Source organism: Pseudomonas sp. V88_4 (assembly GCF_029967985.1).
Lineage (GTDB): Bacteria > Pseudomonadota > Gammaproteobacteria > Pseudomonadales > Pseudomonadaceae > Aquipseudomonas > Aquipseudomonas glycinae.
Window position 1 is genome coordinate 118,945 of the sequence record NZ_JASCAF010000045.1, and the last position, 16,068, is coordinate 135,012.

At 61.2% G+C, this 16,068-nt stretch carries 14 protein-coding genes; 9 read left to right on the forward strand and 5 right to left on the reverse strand.

The window, feature by feature from the left end:
- Positions 1-96 precede the first annotated feature (96 nt).
- The gene (locus tag QLG12_RS24205; RefSeq protein WP_011336296.1) at positions 97-984 is read right to left on the reverse strand and encodes a 3-keto-5-aminohexanoate cleavage protein; all 888 of its coding nucleotides are present in this window, start codon (positions 982-984) and stop codon (positions 97-99) included.
- 75 nt (positions 985-1,059) lie between these two features.
- The gene (gene choX, locus QLG12_RS24210) at positions 1,060-2,004 is read right to left on the reverse strand and encodes a choline ABC transporter substrate-binding protein (RefSeq protein ID WP_282475344.1); all 945 of its coding nucleotides are present in this window, start codon (positions 2,002-2,004) and stop codon (positions 1,060-1,062) included.
- 192 nt (positions 2,005-2,196) lie between these two features.
- Between choX and QLG12_RS24215 the strand changes: the two genes are divergently transcribed.
- Both QLG12_RS24215 and QLG12_RS24220 read left to right on the forward strand, forming a co-directional pair.
- Positions 2,197-3,141 carry a GlxA family transcriptional regulator gene (locus QLG12_RS24215; protein ID WP_197867274.1) on the forward strand — a complete coding sequence of 315 codons (945 nt, stop codon included), beginning with the start codon at positions 2,197-2,199 and terminating at the stop codon, positions 3,139-3,141.
- 67 nt (positions 3,142-3,208) lie between these two features.
- A complete protein-coding gene (locus tag QLG12_RS24220; RefSeq protein ID WP_011336293.1) occupies positions 3,209-4,381 on the forward strand; it encodes a hypothetical protein in 1,173 nt (390 codons plus the stop codon).
- Here QLG12_RS24220 and QLG12_RS24225 read toward each other — a convergent pair whose 3' ends face one another.
- Entirely contained in the window at positions 4,382-4,798 is a 417-nt protein-coding gene (locus QLG12_RS24225; RefSeq protein ID WP_197867275.1) for a DUF3010 family protein, read from the reverse strand.
- A gap of 261 nt (positions 4,799-5,059) precedes the next feature.
- Here QLG12_RS24225 and QLG12_RS24230 point away from each other — a divergent pair, with 261 nt between their 5' ends.
- A complete protein-coding gene (locus QLG12_RS24230; RefSeq protein ID WP_282475345.1) occupies positions 5,060-6,025 on the forward strand; it encodes a tyrosinase family protein in 966 nt (321 codons plus the stop codon).
- Positions 6,026-6,353: 328 nt separating this feature from the next.
- Here QLG12_RS24230 and QLG12_RS24235 read toward each other — a convergent pair whose 3' ends face one another.
- Both QLG12_RS24235 and QLG12_RS24240 read right to left on the reverse strand, forming a co-directional pair.
- Positions 6,354-6,824: a hypothetical protein gene (locus QLG12_RS24235; protein WP_197867277.1), complete on the reverse strand. Its 471-nt coding sequence runs from the start codon at positions 6,822-6,824 to the stop codon at positions 6,354-6,356.
- Between the two features lie 138 nt (positions 6,825-6,962).
- Positions 6,963-7,364, reverse strand: coding sequence for a lysozyme inhibitor LprI family protein (locus tag QLG12_RS24240; protein WP_197867278.1), 402 nt, complete (start codon positions 7,362-7,364; stop codon positions 6,963-6,965).
- 234 nt (positions 7,365-7,598) lie between these two features.
- On the opposite strand from QLG12_RS24240, the gene QLG12_RS24245 reads away from it, so the two are divergent.
- The 6 genes from QLG12_RS24245 (at position 7,599) to QLG12_RS24270 (ending at position 15,458) form a co-directional block, all read left to right on the forward strand.
- Entirely contained in the window at positions 7,599-8,576 is a 978-nt protein-coding gene (locus QLG12_RS24245) for a dipeptidase (RefSeq protein WP_039768004.1), read from the forward strand.
- 214 nt (positions 8,577-8,790) lie between these two features.
- Positions 8,791-9,321, forward strand: coding sequence for a DUF5943 domain-containing protein (locus QLG12_RS24250; RefSeq protein WP_003228980.1), 531 nt, complete (start codon positions 8,791-8,793; stop codon positions 9,319-9,321).
- 15 nt (positions 9,322-9,336) lie between these two features.
- Positions 9,337-11,397, forward strand: coding sequence for a dimethylglycine demethylation protein DgcA (gene dgcA / locus QLG12_RS24255; protein WP_007959780.1), 2,061 nt, complete (start codon positions 9,337-9,339; stop codon positions 11,395-11,397).
- 111 nt (positions 11,398-11,508) lie between these two features.
- Positions 11,509-13,458 (forward strand): dimethylglycine demethylation protein DgcB, encoded by a 1,950-nt coding sequence (dgcB, locus tag QLG12_RS24260; protein WP_282475346.1) that lies wholly within the window; start codon positions 11,509-11,511, stop codon positions 13,456-13,458.
- The gene (locus QLG12_RS24265; RefSeq protein ID WP_282475347.1) at positions 13,458-14,678 is read left to right on the forward strand and encodes an electron transfer flavoprotein subunit alpha/FixB family protein; all 1,221 of its coding nucleotides are present in this window, start codon (positions 13,458-13,460) and stop codon (positions 14,676-14,678) included. Before dgcB ends, QLG12_RS24265 begins: the two co-directional genes overlap by 1 nt.
- 9 nt (positions 14,679-14,687) lie before the next feature.
- Positions 14,688-15,458, forward strand: coding sequence for an electron transfer flavoprotein subunit beta (locus QLG12_RS24270; RefSeq protein WP_011336286.1), 771 nt, complete (start codon positions 14,688-14,690; stop codon positions 15,456-15,458).
- The last annotated feature ends 610 nt before the right edge of the window (positions 15,459-16,068 follow it).

Sequence of the window (16,068 nt, forward strand, 5' to 3'; positions counted from 1 at the left end):
CCCGCGATAGCGTCGGTACTACCGAAAAAAATCTCTCGGTAGAAAAAACCTCATCGCGGGCAGGCCCGCTCCCACAGGGTCAGAGGTCAATTCGAATTAGCCGCGTTGGGTCAGGCCCATCTTCTTGCGACCTTCAGCCGGGGTCAGCACGCGGGCGCCGAGGCGGCTGAGGATTTCGCTGGCGCGTTCGACCAGTTGGCCGTTGGTCGCCAGCACGCCTTTGTCCAGCCACAGGTTGTCTTCCAGACCGACCCGCACGTTGCCGCCGAGCAGCACCGCTTGCGCGGCCATCGGCATCTGCATCCGGCCGATGCCGAACCCGGCCCACACCGCGTCGGCAGGCAGGTTGTCGACCATGGCTTTCATGGTGGTGGTGTCGGCCGGCGCGCCCCACGGGATGCCCAGGCACAGCTGGAACAGCGGATTGTCGAGCAGGCCTTCCTTGATCATCTGTTTGGCGAACCACAGGTGGCCGGTGTCGAAAATCTCCAGCTCCGCCTTCACGCCCAGCTCGGTGATGCGCTTGGCACCGGCGCGCAGTTGGGCCGGGGTGGAGACATAAATGGTGTCGCCGTCACCGAAGTTCAGGGTGCCGCAATCCAGGGTGCAGATTTCCGGCAGCAGTTCTTCGACGTGGGCCAGACGGGTCAGCGGGCCGACCAGATCGGTGTTCGGGCCGAACTCCATCGGGTTCTCGCCCGGGCCGATTTCCAGGTCGCCGCCCATGCCGGCGGTGAGGTTGACGATGATGTCGACGTCGGCTTCGCGGATGCGCTCCATGACTTCGCGGTACAGCGCCACGTCGCGGCTGAACTTGCCGGTCTGCGGGTCACGAACGTGACAGTGCACGACCGTGGCGCCGGCCTTGGCCGCTTCTACTGCGGCCGCGGCGATCTGTTTCGGGGTGACCGGCACGTGTGGGCTTTTGGCGGTCGTGTCGCCAGCACCGGTGAGTGCGCAGGTGATGATGACGTCGTGGTTCATGGTGCGTTTTCCTTCAGGCGTGATGGGTCTGTTCGCAGCCCGTGGCGGGCTGCGAAGTGGTTCGTTCGTTGCGGTTTATTTGCTGGTGAGCTGGAGGTTTTCAGCCGCCGGTTTGCCATCGAAAGTGGTGACGCCTTCGAGCCAGCGCTGTTTGTCCTGCGGGTGATCCTTGAGCCATTGTTTGGCCGATTCGAAAGCGTCCTTGTGATCGAGCAGCGGCTGCATCATCCGGCTCTCGTCTTCGGCGGTGAACGTCAGGTTGCTCAGCAGGCGGCTGACGTTCGGGCATTGTTCGGCGTATTTCGGCGCGGTGACGGTCCACACGGTGGCCATGCCTTCGTTCGGGCCGAGGGCGTCGTCGCTGCCGGTCAGGTAGGTCATGTGCACGTTGACGTTCATTGGGTGCGGCGCCCAGCCGAAGAACACCACGGCCTCCTTGCGGCGCACGGCGCGATCGACGGCGGCGAGCATGCCGGCCTCGCTGGATTCCACGAGCTGGAACTTGCCGAGGCCGAACTGGTTCTTGGCGATCATCGCCTTGATCTGGGTATTGGCGCCCGAGCCAGGCTCGATGCCGTAGATCTTGCCGCCCAGTTCTTTCTCGAACTTGGCGATGTCGGCGAAGGTTTTCAGGCCCTTGTCCGCCAGATAGGTCGGCACGGCGAGCGTGGCGCGCGCATCCTTGAGGCTCGGCGCTTCAAGCACTTTGACCTGGTTGGCCTCGACGAACGGGGTGATGGTCTGGGTCATCAGCGGGTTCCAGTAGCCGAGGAACAGGTCCAGACGCTGGTCGCGGATGCCGGCAAAGACGATCTGCTGGGAGGCGCTGGTCTGTTTGGTGCTGTAGCCGAGGCCGTCGAGCAGAACCTGGGCCATGGCACTGGTGGCGATCACGTCGGTCCAGTTCACCACGCCCATGCGCACGTTCTGACACGATGCGGAATCGGCCGCCATGACGCTGGCGCTTAAAAACGCGGTACCGCTGAGTGCAAGAACACAGCTGCTGATCAGTCGTTTCATGTCGGGTTCCTCGGCAGGTCGTTATTGTGGGTTCCGACATCTGTCGTGCCGGTGATGCCAAATTACGCAGCAATGCCCCCGCAAAAACGCACTGCGGCGACCAGCTCTTGCACTGCAGCGACCTGTGCTCTTGAATGCCGCCGACAACTGGCGTATCAACGTTGCACGCTACCCGCTGACCGAGTGCGCGCCATGTCCCAGGATTTCTACTTTCTGTTGATGCCGGGTTTTTCCGCCATCGGTTTCATCTCTGCGATCGAACCGCTGCGGGTGGCCAACCGCTTTCGCGGCGAGCTGTACCGCTGGCATGTGTTGAGCGCCGATGGCGGGGCGGTGCTGGCGAGCAACGGGATGTCGGTCAACGCCGATGCGGCGCTGGAGCCGCTGAAGAAAGGTGCGACGCTGCTGGTGGTCGCCGGTTTCGAACCGCTGAAGTTCGCCACCCCGGCGCTGGAGCACTGGCTGCGACGGCTGGACAACGAAGGCGTGAACCTCGGCGCCATCGACACCGGCAGCTTCGTCCTTGCCGAAGCCGGCCTGCTCGATGGTCATCGCCTGACGCTGCACTGGGAGGCCATCGATGCCTTCAAGGAATCTTATCCACAGCTCAGCGTCACCCAGGAGCTGTTCGAGATCGACCGCCGACGCATCACATCCGCCGGCGGCACCGCGTCCATCGATCTGATGCTCGACCTGATCGCCCAGGCCCACGGCCCGCAACTGGCGATCCAGGTCAGCGAGCAGTTTGTATTGGGGCGGATTCGTCCGCGCAAGGACCACCAGCGCATGGAAGTTGCCACGCGCTACGGCATCAGCAACAAGAAGCTGGTGCATGTGATCGGCGAGATGGAGCAGCACAGCGAGCCGCCGCTGACCACCTTGGAGCTGGCGGAATCGATCAAGGTGACGCGCCGGCAACTGGAGCGCCTGTTTCGCCTGCACCTGAACGACACACCGAGCAATTTCTATCTGCGCTTAAGGCTGGAAAAGGCCCGACAGCTGCTGCGCCAGACCGACATGAGCGTGCTGGAAGTCAGCATTGCCTGCGGATTTGAATCACCGTCGTATTTCACTCGCAGCTACCGGGCGAAGTTTGCCCGGTGTCCACGGGAGGACCGGCGACGGGAGGCCGTTTGACGGACGATTATAGTTAATTATACTTTCAGGTATAAATTACAGTTGTTTGAATAATTGAGTGTAAGTCATGTCCAGAAACAACGGCTTCGTGTTCCGCCGCCCCGCTCTGGCCCGCAGCGTTGCCGATGGTCTGGTGGGTGCAGGTCTGCAGGATTTCACCTCCGGCCTTTTTTTGGCAGCGCCGCGTCGCACCGGCAAAAGTACCTTTCTGCGCGAGGATCTGATCCCGGAATGCCAGGCCCGAGGCTGGCTGACGGTTTACGTCGACCTGTGGGCCGACAAGGAAAAAGACCCTGCTGACCTGATCGCCAGTGCCATTGCAGGCGCGTTGGTCCCCTTCGAAAAGGGCATTCGCAAACTGGCAAAGAATATCGGCATCGAAAAGCTCAGCTTTCTGCGCACCTTGTCTTGGGACTTCACCAAGCCGCAACTGCCGGCCGGCGCGACCCTGACCCAAGCACTGGAACTGCTCCACAGCGCCGCCGAAAAATCCGTAGTGCTGGTGATCGATGAGGCCCAGCACGCGCTCACAACCGCCGCAGGCATCAATGCGATGTTTGCCCTGAAGGCTGCACGGGATCAGCTCAACCAGGGACGGGAAGGCGAGGGCAGCGGTTTGCATCTGGTGTTCACCGGTTCCAATCGCGACAAACTCGCGCACCTGGTGCTGGGCAAGAGCCAACCGTTCTTCGGCTCGAGCATCACGCCCTTTCCGCTGCTGGGGAAAGAGTTCACCCAGGCGTACACCTTGCACCTCAATGCCCATCTGGCCGAGACCAACCAGTTCAGTGCGGCCGATATCGACGACGCCTTTGAATTGGTGGGACGACGCCCGGAAATGTTGCGCACCATCATCGGCGAAGTCGCACTGGAGCTGGGCGAGGCCAGCAATCTGGGGCAACTGCTGCAAAGCCGTGCCGAATTGTTGCGCGCAGGCGTATGGACCGAGTTCGAGAGCGCGTGGAACGCTCTGACAATTCCTCAGCGCGCCGTGCTGGAAGTGATGGTGGAGCGCTCACAGAACAACGAGCCTTTTGCACCGTTCACCGACAGCACGCTCATGGCCGTCGGCAAGGCCCTGGAAAACATGGGCAGCGATGTGGTGCCGGGCACCCAGACCATTCAGGCCTGCATCGATGCCCTGCGCGACAAGGAACTGGTGTGGAAGTCGAGCCGTGGTGGCTATGCGCTGGAAGACAAGTCCTTCGGCGACTGGCTGAGCGCGCGTAAAGCGCGCTAGTTACTTCTTCACCAATGCCGAGCACGCTGCCTTGTAGGCTTCATGCTGATACTTGTTCAGCGTGCCCGGCAGCTCGAAATTGTGCTTCTTGGCCTGGGCATTGATCGTCTGCGGCGACAGCAGCGTCACCTCGCAACCGTCCAGCAACTGAAACACGCCCTCGATCTTGAACGTGGTCGGCCCACCGGCAAATTCACCCTTCTTGCTGCGTTTCTTGATCGCGATGCGATCGATGGAGTTCTCGCGCACGAACGACGCCACCTGAGCGGCGAACAGCTTCACGTTTGCTGCCTCGTCGTCATCGTCCAGCGCGATTTTCTTGGTGTTCAACGCGACATGGCTCAGCCCCGAACCGTCGAGGGACGCCACGGCGATGATCGCTTCACTGCCTTTGATTTCGATACCGCAGATGTTCATGTGAATCCCCTGATTGGCTGAAGAGGTGCAGCTTACAGCTCAAGCTGGTTGGCGGTGATGCCAAATGCCGCTGCAATCTTCGCGCAAGTAGCCTTGCACCGAAGCTCGGTAAGGGCGACGCCGAGTTTCCGTTTGTCGGATACAGACCGCTACCTGTTATTTCTGACAGTAGATCCTTATCGACATTGCTTCGAAGATTGATGCGAGGGCCATCACCGGCTCTGAACCCAAGAACGACTGTTCCGGCAAAGGAGTCGCACAATGATCGTCAGGAAAGAAATTCGCTCGCACACAGCCTTCGAGCGGGCCGCATTCATCAACTGTCTGCTCACCCTCAAGCGCAATGGGGGGTACGACAAATATGTGCACTGGCATCACCGAGTGATGAAACCCACAGTGCATCCTTGGGAACCGCAAGATCCGGAATACCGTAACGGGGCTCACCTTGGCCCGGCATTTCTGCCATGGCATCGAGAAATGCTGATGCAGTTCGAGGCGGATTTGCGCGCGATTGATCCTGAGGTGACTCTGCCGTATTGGGACTGGACTCAAGACGCCCCGGATCCGGAAAACTCACCCGTCTGGACGGATCAATGGATGGGCGGTAATGGCAGCCCAGGTGATCATGATCGAGTACAGACCGGACCTTTTGCTCACCAGTACGGAAACTGGCCGGTTCCGGCCTACCCGGAAAACGGTGAGACGGAACCTGGTCTCAAGCGTCAGTTCGGCGTTCTTGTGACCTCGCTGCCGACGTCGGCAGACGTAGACATGGCGATGCGAGAGTGGTTGTACGACACGCCGCCTTACGATTCCGGCCCATACACCAGGGGATTTCGCAATCGACTGGAGGGGTGGATCACGCAACGAGGTGATCCTCAGGTCACCACCCCGGGTTCGCAGCTGCACAACCGCGTCCATCTGTGGATAGGGGGCAACATGTTGGCCATGACCTCCCCTGAAGATCCGGTGTTCTTCCTGCACCATTGCAATATCGACAGGATCTGGGCGGAGTGGCAGGCACAAATGGCTCTGGACAATCCGCAATGGGCTCCGCATTACACGCCGATCAGTGGTGGGCCACCCGGTCATAACCTTGATGACACGCTGGCGCCATGGACGAGAACCGTCAGACACGTCATGGACATCCGCGCGTTGGGTTATGAATACGCGCCCATCCCGTCGTTGCAGAAGCGTCCCTTCAAGTCGCCCTTCATGGCGTCATGACGATGGGGAGTCATCGTTCCTGCGCGATTCGTGCGGGAACGCTCCTCACTCCTGCCCGATCGACTCCAAAAACTCCGACCGCTCGTCACTCATCCGCGCCACGCAATCCTGAATGTCTTGCTGCTGTCCATCGCCGGAAAGGTTTCGGTGTCGCGGGTTCTCAGTAATGTCTACTCGGCGATTTTTGGAGGGGGGGCGAGGGCGATGATGGTGAGGTCAAGGATGACTGGTAAATCAGCAAGCTGACGTTTGGGAGATAGCGCAGGTCTGAAAGCAAAAAATCGTCCAAAGGCCAAGCTGGCCGGTGGACGATCTCTATGCAGCGCACCTAAAGCGTAAATTCGTCAAACCCTTCGACGTCAAACCTACCGTTCTTGATTTCGAAGACCGTTCCGTCAGCATTTTTGGTGGTGAATGAAAAAGTACCACTGAAGGTTTCCAGCGCATCATTTTTTGCAAAATTGATGAAGCCGGAGTCCGCATCGTTGACGACGAAAACGGTCTCTCCATTCTCAGTCACCAGTTGCCAGTAAGCCGCACTGACTTTCCCGTCTTCAACTTTATGTTTGCCATCCTCCAGGTCGCGCGGGAAGGTGATTTCTATTCCGTGGATGCTGAGTGGCAGCTGTTGCAGGGCTGAAAGGGTGAGGCGCATTTGCCTGTCAGTTGTGTAGTAGTCTCCAGCGAAATTGAGACCGCCAGATGTGAACGTAATGGCGGGAACGCTTCCTACAGTGGCGGTCATATTCCCTTTGGACGGTGTGATGGCATTGTGCGGGATCGCATATCGGGTCGACATGGGCAGCTCCTTGCAGTTGATCCTGGGTGATCGACGAATTGGGATCACAAGCCCAACATAGGCCCAGGATCAGCCGCGGTGAACTGTCAGAGTTGACAGTTGACTACCCGCTGAAGAGGTGGCGCGCCCTTTCTCTCTTCACTCCTGCCCGATCGACTCCAAAAACTCCGACCGCTCGTCACTCATCCGCGCCACGCAGTCATTCTGCGCAATCTTGAACGCCTTGCTGCCGTCCGTCGCCGGGAAGGCTTCGACGGCGCAGTCGGCGTCGCGGGTTTTCAGCCATTGTTGCTGGGCGGCCTTGATTTTGGCGGTGATGTCGGCCAGTTGCGCCGGGTTCTTGCCGTAGGTGGTCTGCATGCGCTCGTTCAGGCTGGCGTAGTTGTCCTTGAGCAGGTCCTCGGCGGTGGTGCGGCTGTAGGTCGAGCATTCGAGGGTCTGGACGTCGTTTTCCACCGCGTCGCACGGGTTGTTGTCGGACTCTTCGGCGGCGTGTACGCCGGTCGCAATCAGGGCCAGGGCCAGGAAGATCGATTTCATTGATGTCGCCGCTCTAATCCAGTGGTGTTTCCGGGATGCGGCAGATTCTGGCTCAAGCTCGCGGGCTTGAACAGGTGGCCGGTCGAACCGGTTGGCGACCCTTTGTCGCGGATTGACGCTTTCGGCAATTCCCCTGTCGTTTTTGCACCCGGCTGGTCGCGCACCGAGGCATATGCTGGCCCCAAAGCGCCGGCAGACGATTCGGCGCATGAATCGCCAATAAGGGGACGCCTGATGAGCCCAGCCGAATTACACGCCGACAGCATCGTTATCGACGGTCTGATCATTGCCAAATGGAACCGCGAGCTGTTCGAAGACATGCGCAAGGGCGGTCTGACGGCGGCCAACTGCACCGTGTCGGTGTGGGAGGGCTTTCAGGCCACGGTCAATAACATCGCCGCCAGCCAGAAACTGATTCGCGAAAACAGCGACCTGGTGATCCCCGTCCGCACCACCGCCGACATCCGCAAGGCCAAGGAGCAGGGCAAGACCGGCATCCTCTTCGGCTTCCAGAACGCCCATGCGTTCGAAGACCAGATCGGCTATGTCGAGGTGTTCAAGCAGCTCGGCGTCGGCATCGTGCAGATGTGCTACAACACCCAGAACCTGGTGGGCACCGGTTGCTACGAGCGTGACGGCGGCCTGTCGGGTTTCGGTCGCGAAATCGTCGCCGAGATGAACCGCGTTGGCGTCATGTGCGACCTGTCCCACGTCGGCTCCAAGACTTCCGAGGAAGTCATCCTCGAATCGAAAAAACCGGTCTGCTATTCCCACTGCCTGCCGTCGGGGCTGAAAGAGCACCCGCGCAACAAGTCCGATGAAGAGCTTAAGTTCATTGCTGACCACGGCGGTTTCGTCGGCGTGACCATGTTCGCGCCGTTCCTGGCCAAGGGCATCGATTCGACCATCGACGACTACGCCGAGGCCATCGAGTACACCATGAACCTGGTCGGCGAAGACGCCATCGGCATCGGCACCGACTTCACCCAGGGTCACGGCCAGGACTTCTTCGAATACCTGACCCACGACAAGGGCTACGCCCGCCGTCTGACCAACTTCGGCAAGATCATCAACCCGCTGGGCATCCGCACCGTCGGCGAGTTCCCGAACCTGACCGAAACCCTGCTCAAGCGCGGCCACTCCGAGCGCGTGGTACGCAAGATCATGGGCGAGAACTGGGTGAACGTCCTCAAAGACGTCTGGGGCGAATGAATAACTCTGGAGCCTACTCCGCTCGCCGATAGCTGCGTCAGGTCCTCGCGCCAAACTCGCCGTACGTCCCGTACTGTCTCGCTTGTCGCTCCGGTCCTTCCTTGCTCTCGACGTGCTCGCTACGGCTCCAAAGTCATTCATACGGCTTGTTTATAAGAGCAAAGCAAAAGCTTCGCTCGGCACCAACCACGAATTTTTCTGGAGTTAAGTTTCCATGGCCAAGATCGCCCCGCAATTGCCAATCGAAGTCGACAGCGAGACCGGTGTCTGGACCTCCGACGCCCTGCCGATGCTGTACGTGCCGCGCCATTTCTTCGTCAACAACCACATGGGCATCGAGGAAGTGCTGGGCGCCGAAGCCTATGCCGAAATCCTCTACAAGGCCGGCTACAAATCCGCCTGGCACTGGTGTGAAAAAGAAGCCGAGTGCCACGGCCTTGAAGGCGTCGCGGTGTTCGAACACTACATGAAGCGCCTGTCGCAGCGCGGCTGGGGCCTGTTCAAGATCCAGGACATCGACCTCGACAAAGGCACCGCCAGCGTCAAGCTCGAACACTCCGCGTTCGTCTACGTCTACGGCAAGGTCGGGCGCAAGGTCGACTACATGTTCACCGGCTGGTTTGCCGGTGCCATGGACCAGATCCTCGCCGCTCGCGGCAGCAAGATCCGCACCGTGGCCGAGCAGGTCTACGGTGGCTCCGAAGAAGGCCACGACGACGGCCTGTTCACCGTCAAGCCGTTGTAAGTCGAGGAACCCGCCATGGCTTTCGAAGCAATGTTCCAGCCGATCCAGATCGGCAAACTGACCATCCGCAACCGCGTGCTCAGCACCGCGCACGCCGAGGTCTACGCGACCGACGGCGGCATGACCACCGAGCGGTACGTCAAATATTACGAAGAGAAAGCCAAGGGCGGCATCGGCCTGGCGATCTGTGGCGGTTCGTCCGTGGTGGCGATCGACAGCCCGCAGCAATGGTGGAGTTCGGTGAACCTGTCCACCGACCGGATCATCCCGCACTTCCAGAATCTCGCCGACGCCATGCACAAGCATGGCGCCAAGATCATGATCCAGATTACCCACATGGGCCGTCGCTCCCGTTGGGACGGTTTCCACTGGCCGACCCTGATGTCGCCGTCGGGCATCCGTGAACCGGTGCACCGTGCAACCTGCAAGACCATCGAGCCGGAAGAAATCTGGCGGGTGATCGGCAACTACGCGCAAGCCGCGCGCCGCGCCAAGGCCGGTGGCCTGGACGGCGTGGAGCTGTCGGCCGTGCACCAGCACATGATCGACCAGTTCTGGAGCCCGCGCGTCAACAAGCGGACCGACGAATGGGGCGGCACTTTCGAGGGCCGGATGAAGTTCGGTCTGGAAGTCCTGAAAGCCGTACGCGCCGAGGTCGGTGACGACTTCTGCGTCGGCATGCGCATCTGCGGTGACGAGTTCCACCCGGACGGTCTGTCCCACGAAGACATGAAGCAGATCGCCAAGTATTACGACGACACCGGCATGCTCGATTTCATCGGCGTCGTCGGCTCGGGTTGCGACACCCACAACACTCTGGCCAACGTGATTCCGAACATGAGTTACCCGCCGGAGCCGTTCCTGCACCTGGCGGCCGGGATCAAGGAAGTGGTCAAGGTTCCGGTGCTGCACGCGCAGAACATCAAGGACCCGAACCAGGCCACGCGGATTCTCGAGGGCGGTTACGTCGACATGGTCGGCATGACCCGCGCCCACATCGCCGACCCGCACCTGATCGCCAAGATCAAGATGGGCCAGATCGACCAGATCAAACAATGCGTCGGCGCCAACTATTGCATCGACCGTCAGTACCAGGGTCTGGACGTGCTGTGCATCCAGAACGCCGCGACCTCCCGTGAATACATGGGCGTGCCGCACATCATCGAGAAATCCACCGGGCCGAAACGCAAGGTGGTGATCGTCGGTGCCGGCCCGGCGGGGATGGAAGCTGCCCGTGTGGCGGCCGAGCGTGGCCACGACGTGACCCTGTTCGAGAAGAAGGAATTCATCGGCGGGCAGATCACGACGGCTTCGAAAGCGCCGCAGCGTGACCAGATCGCCGGTATTACCCGCTGGTTCCAACTGGAGCTGGCACGGCTGAAAGTCGACCTGCGTCTGGGCACTGCCGCAGACGCCGACACCATCATGGACCTGCGTCCGGACATCGTGGTGCTGGCCGTTGGCGGGCATCCGTACCTGGAGCAGAACGAACACTGGGGCGCCGCCGAAGGGCTGGTGGTCAGCAGCTGGGACGTGCTCGACGGCAAGGTCGCGCCGGGCAAGAACGTGCTGGTCTACGACACGATCTGCGAGTTCACCGGGATGTCGGTGGCCGACTTCCTCGCCGACAAGGGCAGCCAGGTTGAGATCGTCACCGACGACATCAAGCCGGGCGTGGCCATCGGTGGTACGTCATTCCCGACCTACTACCGCAGCATGTACCCGAAAGAAGTGATCATGACCGGCGACATGATGCTGGAGAAGGTTTACCGCGAAGGCGACAAACTCGTCGCCGTGCTGGAGAACGAATACACCGGCGCCAAAGAGGAGCGGGTGGTGGATCAGGTGGTCGTCGAGAACGGCGTGCGCCCGGACGAAGAAATCTACTACGCCCTCAAGGACGGCTCGCGCAACAAGGGCCAGATCGACGTCGAGGCGCTGTTCGCGATCCAGCCGCAACCTTCGCTGAGCAGTAACGGCGACGGTTACTTGCTGTTCCGCATCGGTGACTGCGTGGCGCAGCGTAATACCCACGCCGCCATCTACGACGCACTCCGGCTCTGTAAGGATTTTTGACGGCTCAGCTGCGAGCCCAAGCTGCAAGCCGCAAGTAAAAGCACTGCAGTTTCCACTGCTCTTTCTTGCAGCTTGTAGCTTGTAGCTTGCACCTCGCCAGAGGTGACTCTGATGTTGAACACCCTTCTTCCAATCCTGTTGTTCGCAGCCCTGGCCCTTGCGGTGCTGGGGGCGTTGCGGCGGGTGGCCATGTGGCGCCGGGGCCGGGCCTCGAAGGTCGATCTGATCGGCGGCCTGTTCGCCATGCCCAAGCGTTACATGGTCGATCTGCACCACGTGGTGGCGCGGGACAAATACATCGCCAACACCCACGTCGCCACGGCGGGCGGGGCGGTGGCGTCGATCGGGCTGGCGATTCTGGTGCACGGTTTCGGCCTGCATAACCGCATTCTCGGCTACGCGTTGCTGCTGATGACGGCGGTGATGTTCGTCGGGGCGATCTTCGTTTATCGGCGTCGGCTCAATCCGCCGTCGCGGCTGTCGAAAGGCCCGTGGATGCGCCTGCCGAAAAGCCTGCTGGCGTTCTCGGCCTCGTTCTTCCTGGTGACCTTGCCGGTGGCCGGAATCCTGCCGGAGAACTTCGGTGGCTGGGTATTGGCAGCGATTCTCGGTATCGGTGTGTTGTGGGGCGTGTCCGAGTTGTTCTTCGGCATGACCTGGGGCGGGCCGATGAAACACGCCTTCGCCGGTGCCCTGCACCTGGCCTGGCACCGTCGCGCCGAACGTTTTGGTGGCGGCCGTTCCACCGGTTTGAAACCGCTGGACCTGAATGATCCGACTGCACCGCTGGGGGTGGAAAAGCCCAAGGATTTCACCTGGAACCAGTTGCTCGGTTTCGACGCCTGCGTGCAGTGCGGCAAGTGCGAAGCCGCCTGCCCAGCGTTCGCTGCCGGCCAGCCGCTGAACCCGAAGAAGCTGATTCAGGACATGGTCGTCGGCCTCGCCGGCGGCACCGATGCCCAGTTCGCCGGCAGCCCGTATCCGGGCAAGCCGGTGGGCGAACACAGCGGCAATCCGCACCAACCGATCGTCAACGGTCTGGTGGATGCCGAAACCCTGTGGTCGTGCACCACCTGCCGCGCCTGCGTCGAGGAATGCCCGATGATGATCGAGCACGTCGATGCCATCGTCGACATGCGCCGCCACCTGACCCTGGAAAAAGGCGCCACCCCGAACAAGGGCGCCGAAGTCCTGGAAAACCTGATTGCCACCGACAACCCTGGCGGTTTCGCCCCGGGCGGGCGGATGAACTGGGCGGCGGACCTGAACCTCAACCTGCTCAGCGAGAAGAAGACCACCGACGTGCTGTTCTGGGTCGGCGACGGTGCCTTCGACATGCGCAACCAGCGCACCTTGCGGGCGTTCGTCAAAGTGCTGAAAGCGGCCAAGGTCGACTTCGCGGTGCTTGGGCTGGAAGAGCGTGACAGCGGCGACGTGGCCCGACGTCTGGGTGACGAAGCGACCTTCCAGCTGCTCGCCAAACGCAATATCCAGACCCTGGCCAAGTACAGCTTCAACCGCATCGTTACCTGCGATCCGCACAGTTTTCATGTGCTGAAAAACGAGTACGGCGCGTTCGATGGCAACTACCTCGTCCAGCACCACAGCACCTACCTGGCGGAAATCATCCAGGCCGGCGCGCTGAACCTCGGTCAGCACAAAGGCAACAGCGTGACCTACCACGATCCGTGCTACCTCGGCCGCTACAACGGCGAGTACGAGGCACCGCGCGAAGTGCTGCGCGCGCTCGGCATCGAGATCAAGGAAATGCAACGTTCCGGCTTCCGTTCGCGCTGCTGCGGCGGCGGTGGCGGCGCGCCGATCACCGACATTCCGGGCAAGCAGCGGATCCCCGACATGCGCATGGAAGACATCCGCGAGACCGGTGCCGAGCTGGTGGCCGTGGGTTGTCCACAGTGCACGGCGATGCTCGAAGGCGTGGTCGAACCGCGCCCGCTGATCAAGGACATTGCCGAACTGGTGGCCGACGCGCTGCTCGAAGACGCCGCGCCAAACAAGCCTGCCACTCCGGCCAAACGTGAACCTGCGGAGGCCCACTGATGAGCGACATTATCCGCCGCGACCCCCGCGCCGAATGGATCGCACGCAACCGTCTGCATCCGCTGCACGCGGCCATGCAACCGGCGCAACACAGCTGGATGGGCCCCAACGGGATCATCCGCAAGAATCCGCACGGCATCGGTTTCATCGGCCCTAACGGCATCAAGCGCATCGACCGCAGCGGCGCCCAGCAGGGCGGGGCGGTCAAACGTTCGGCCGCGGTCGAAGTGCAGTTGCCGCTGCATCAGGTGCCGGCCCCGGCGTTCTACATCAGCGTGGTGCCGGACATGGTCGGCGGCCGCTTGAGCAGCCACGACCGTGACCTGCTCGGTCTGGCTCATCAGCTGGCCGGCAGCGACGGCGCGGTGCTGGCCGTGGTGTTCGGTGAGCACAAGGAAAACGCTTTCGCCACGGCGGGCGTTGACCGCTTGCTGGTGCTGGAAGGCGAACAGTTCAGCGGTTATGCACCGGAGCAACGGATCCAGGGTCTGCGGGCTGTGGATAACCAGTTCAACCCGCGTCACTGGCTGCTGCCGGACAGCCGCAGTGGTGGCGGCGAACTCGGGCGGCGCTTTGCTGCTGCACTGGGTGAACGTCCGGCAACACGGGTGTGGCAGGTCAAGGATCAGCAGTGCATTGGCCGTGCCGGTGCCGGGTTGCAGGATCTGGCCCGCCCGGTGGCGCGGTTGATTCTGGCGTCCGCCGAATGCGCGGAACCGGTCAGCGAAACCCGTCACGAAGCGCTGCCGGTGGAGTTATCCACACCCGTGGCGCGCAGCCTGTCGCGGATCGAAGATCTGGGTGCGGTGGCGGTAGACCCGGCAGCGATTCCGATGGCCGAAGCGGAGTTCATCTTCTCCGGCGGCAACGGGGTCAAGGACTGGGCGCTTTTCCACAAGACCGCCGCCGCCCTCGGCGCCACCGAAGGCGCTTCGCGGGTGGCGGTGGACGATGGCTTCATGGCCCGCGACCGTCAGGTCGGCGCGTCCGGCACCTGGGTCACCGCGCGGGTTTACGTGGCCGTGGGGATTTCCGGGGCGATCCAGCACCTGCAAGGCATCGGTGCCTGCGACAAGGTAGTGGCGATCAACCTCGATCCGGGCTGCGACATGATCAAGCGTGCCGACCTGTCGGTGATTGGTGAGAGCGCGGAAATTCTTCAGGCCTTGATCGCGGCGGTAGAGGCTTACCGCAACGAAGCCAAGCGCGATGCGGCTTAAGGAACGGTTATGAGCACAAAGATCATCAGTCTGGTTTCAATCGGCGCCCACCCGACCTCCGGCCGCCCGCGCCGCGCCGACCAGGACGCCCGCGCGGTGGAACTCGGCCTGCAACTGGCGGGGGACAACCTGCAAGTGCTGCACGCCGGTGACATCGCGGAACCGGCGCTGCGCGCCTATCTGGGCATGGGACTTGCGCAGATGCATGTGCTGGAACAACCGGCGGGCGCCGATGCGCTGCCGGCGTTGACCGACTATCTGCGTGATGCTGGCGCACAAGTCGTGCTGACCGGCAGCCAGGCGGAAACCGGCGAAGGTTCGGGGATGCTGCCGTTCCTGCTGGCCGAAGGGCTGGGCTGGCCACTGGTGGTGGGGTTGGCGCAGGTCGAGTCGATCAACGACGGTTCGGCGCTGGTGCTGCAAGCGTTGCCTCGTGGGCAGCGCCGCCGGTTGAAGGTGCGCCTGCCGTTTCTCGCGACTGTGGATAACGCTGCGCCCAAACCTCGGCAGAGTGCTTACGGGCCTGCGCGGCGTGGTGTTCTTCAGGCGAAAGACGTGGAAGTGGTGGATGACGAACTGCTGGCCGTTGCGACCCTGCAACCAGCCAAGCCCCGGCCGAAAAGGTTGAAGGTGATCAAGGCCAAGAGCGGGGCGGACCGGATGAAGGCGGCGACGGCCAAGGCTAGCGGCGGTGGGGGGCAAGTCCTGAAAGGCGTGACGGCGCAGGCCGGTGCTGAAGCCATTCTCAAACTGCTGATCGAAGAAGGTGTTGTCCGCTGAAACCTTTGCTGACCCTCTCCCTTCGGGAGAGGGCGCTTTACCCACAATCCCTGTTGGCGGATCTGTGGATAACGTGTTCGCCCCTCCCTGTACCCCACGCCAATCAAGCTCTCCAGCCCTCAGGTCAAAAAACAACCAGTCTAACTCGCGGTTTTTTCTGAGTTTTTCCCCAACATCACTCCCAGACTTGCCCCCAATCTCTGTTGGCGCTTCTGTGGATAAGATGTTCGCTATCCGCCAAGAGCCCTATAAACCGTGGCTTACAAGGATTTGATCAAAAAACGTTCAATTCACCCTTTTTACCCACCAAACTCTACACAAGCCCAGATTTATCAACGCCTCCAGCGCTTTTCCACAGCACTCGCCAAGTTACCCCCGAACTCTGTTGGCGCTTCTGTGGATAAGGTGTTCGCCATCCTCCGCAAGCCACGTAATCTGTGCCATGTAGCGATTTGATCAAAAAACGATCAATCGCTAATGGAAACCCTGCATCTGAATAAGTCACGGTTTTTCTTCACAAAAACCCGATTATTTTTCAGGTCGTCCACAGTTGTCCCCATTAGCTGTGGGTGGCTATGTGGATAACTTGTTCGCCAAACCCTGCGATCCC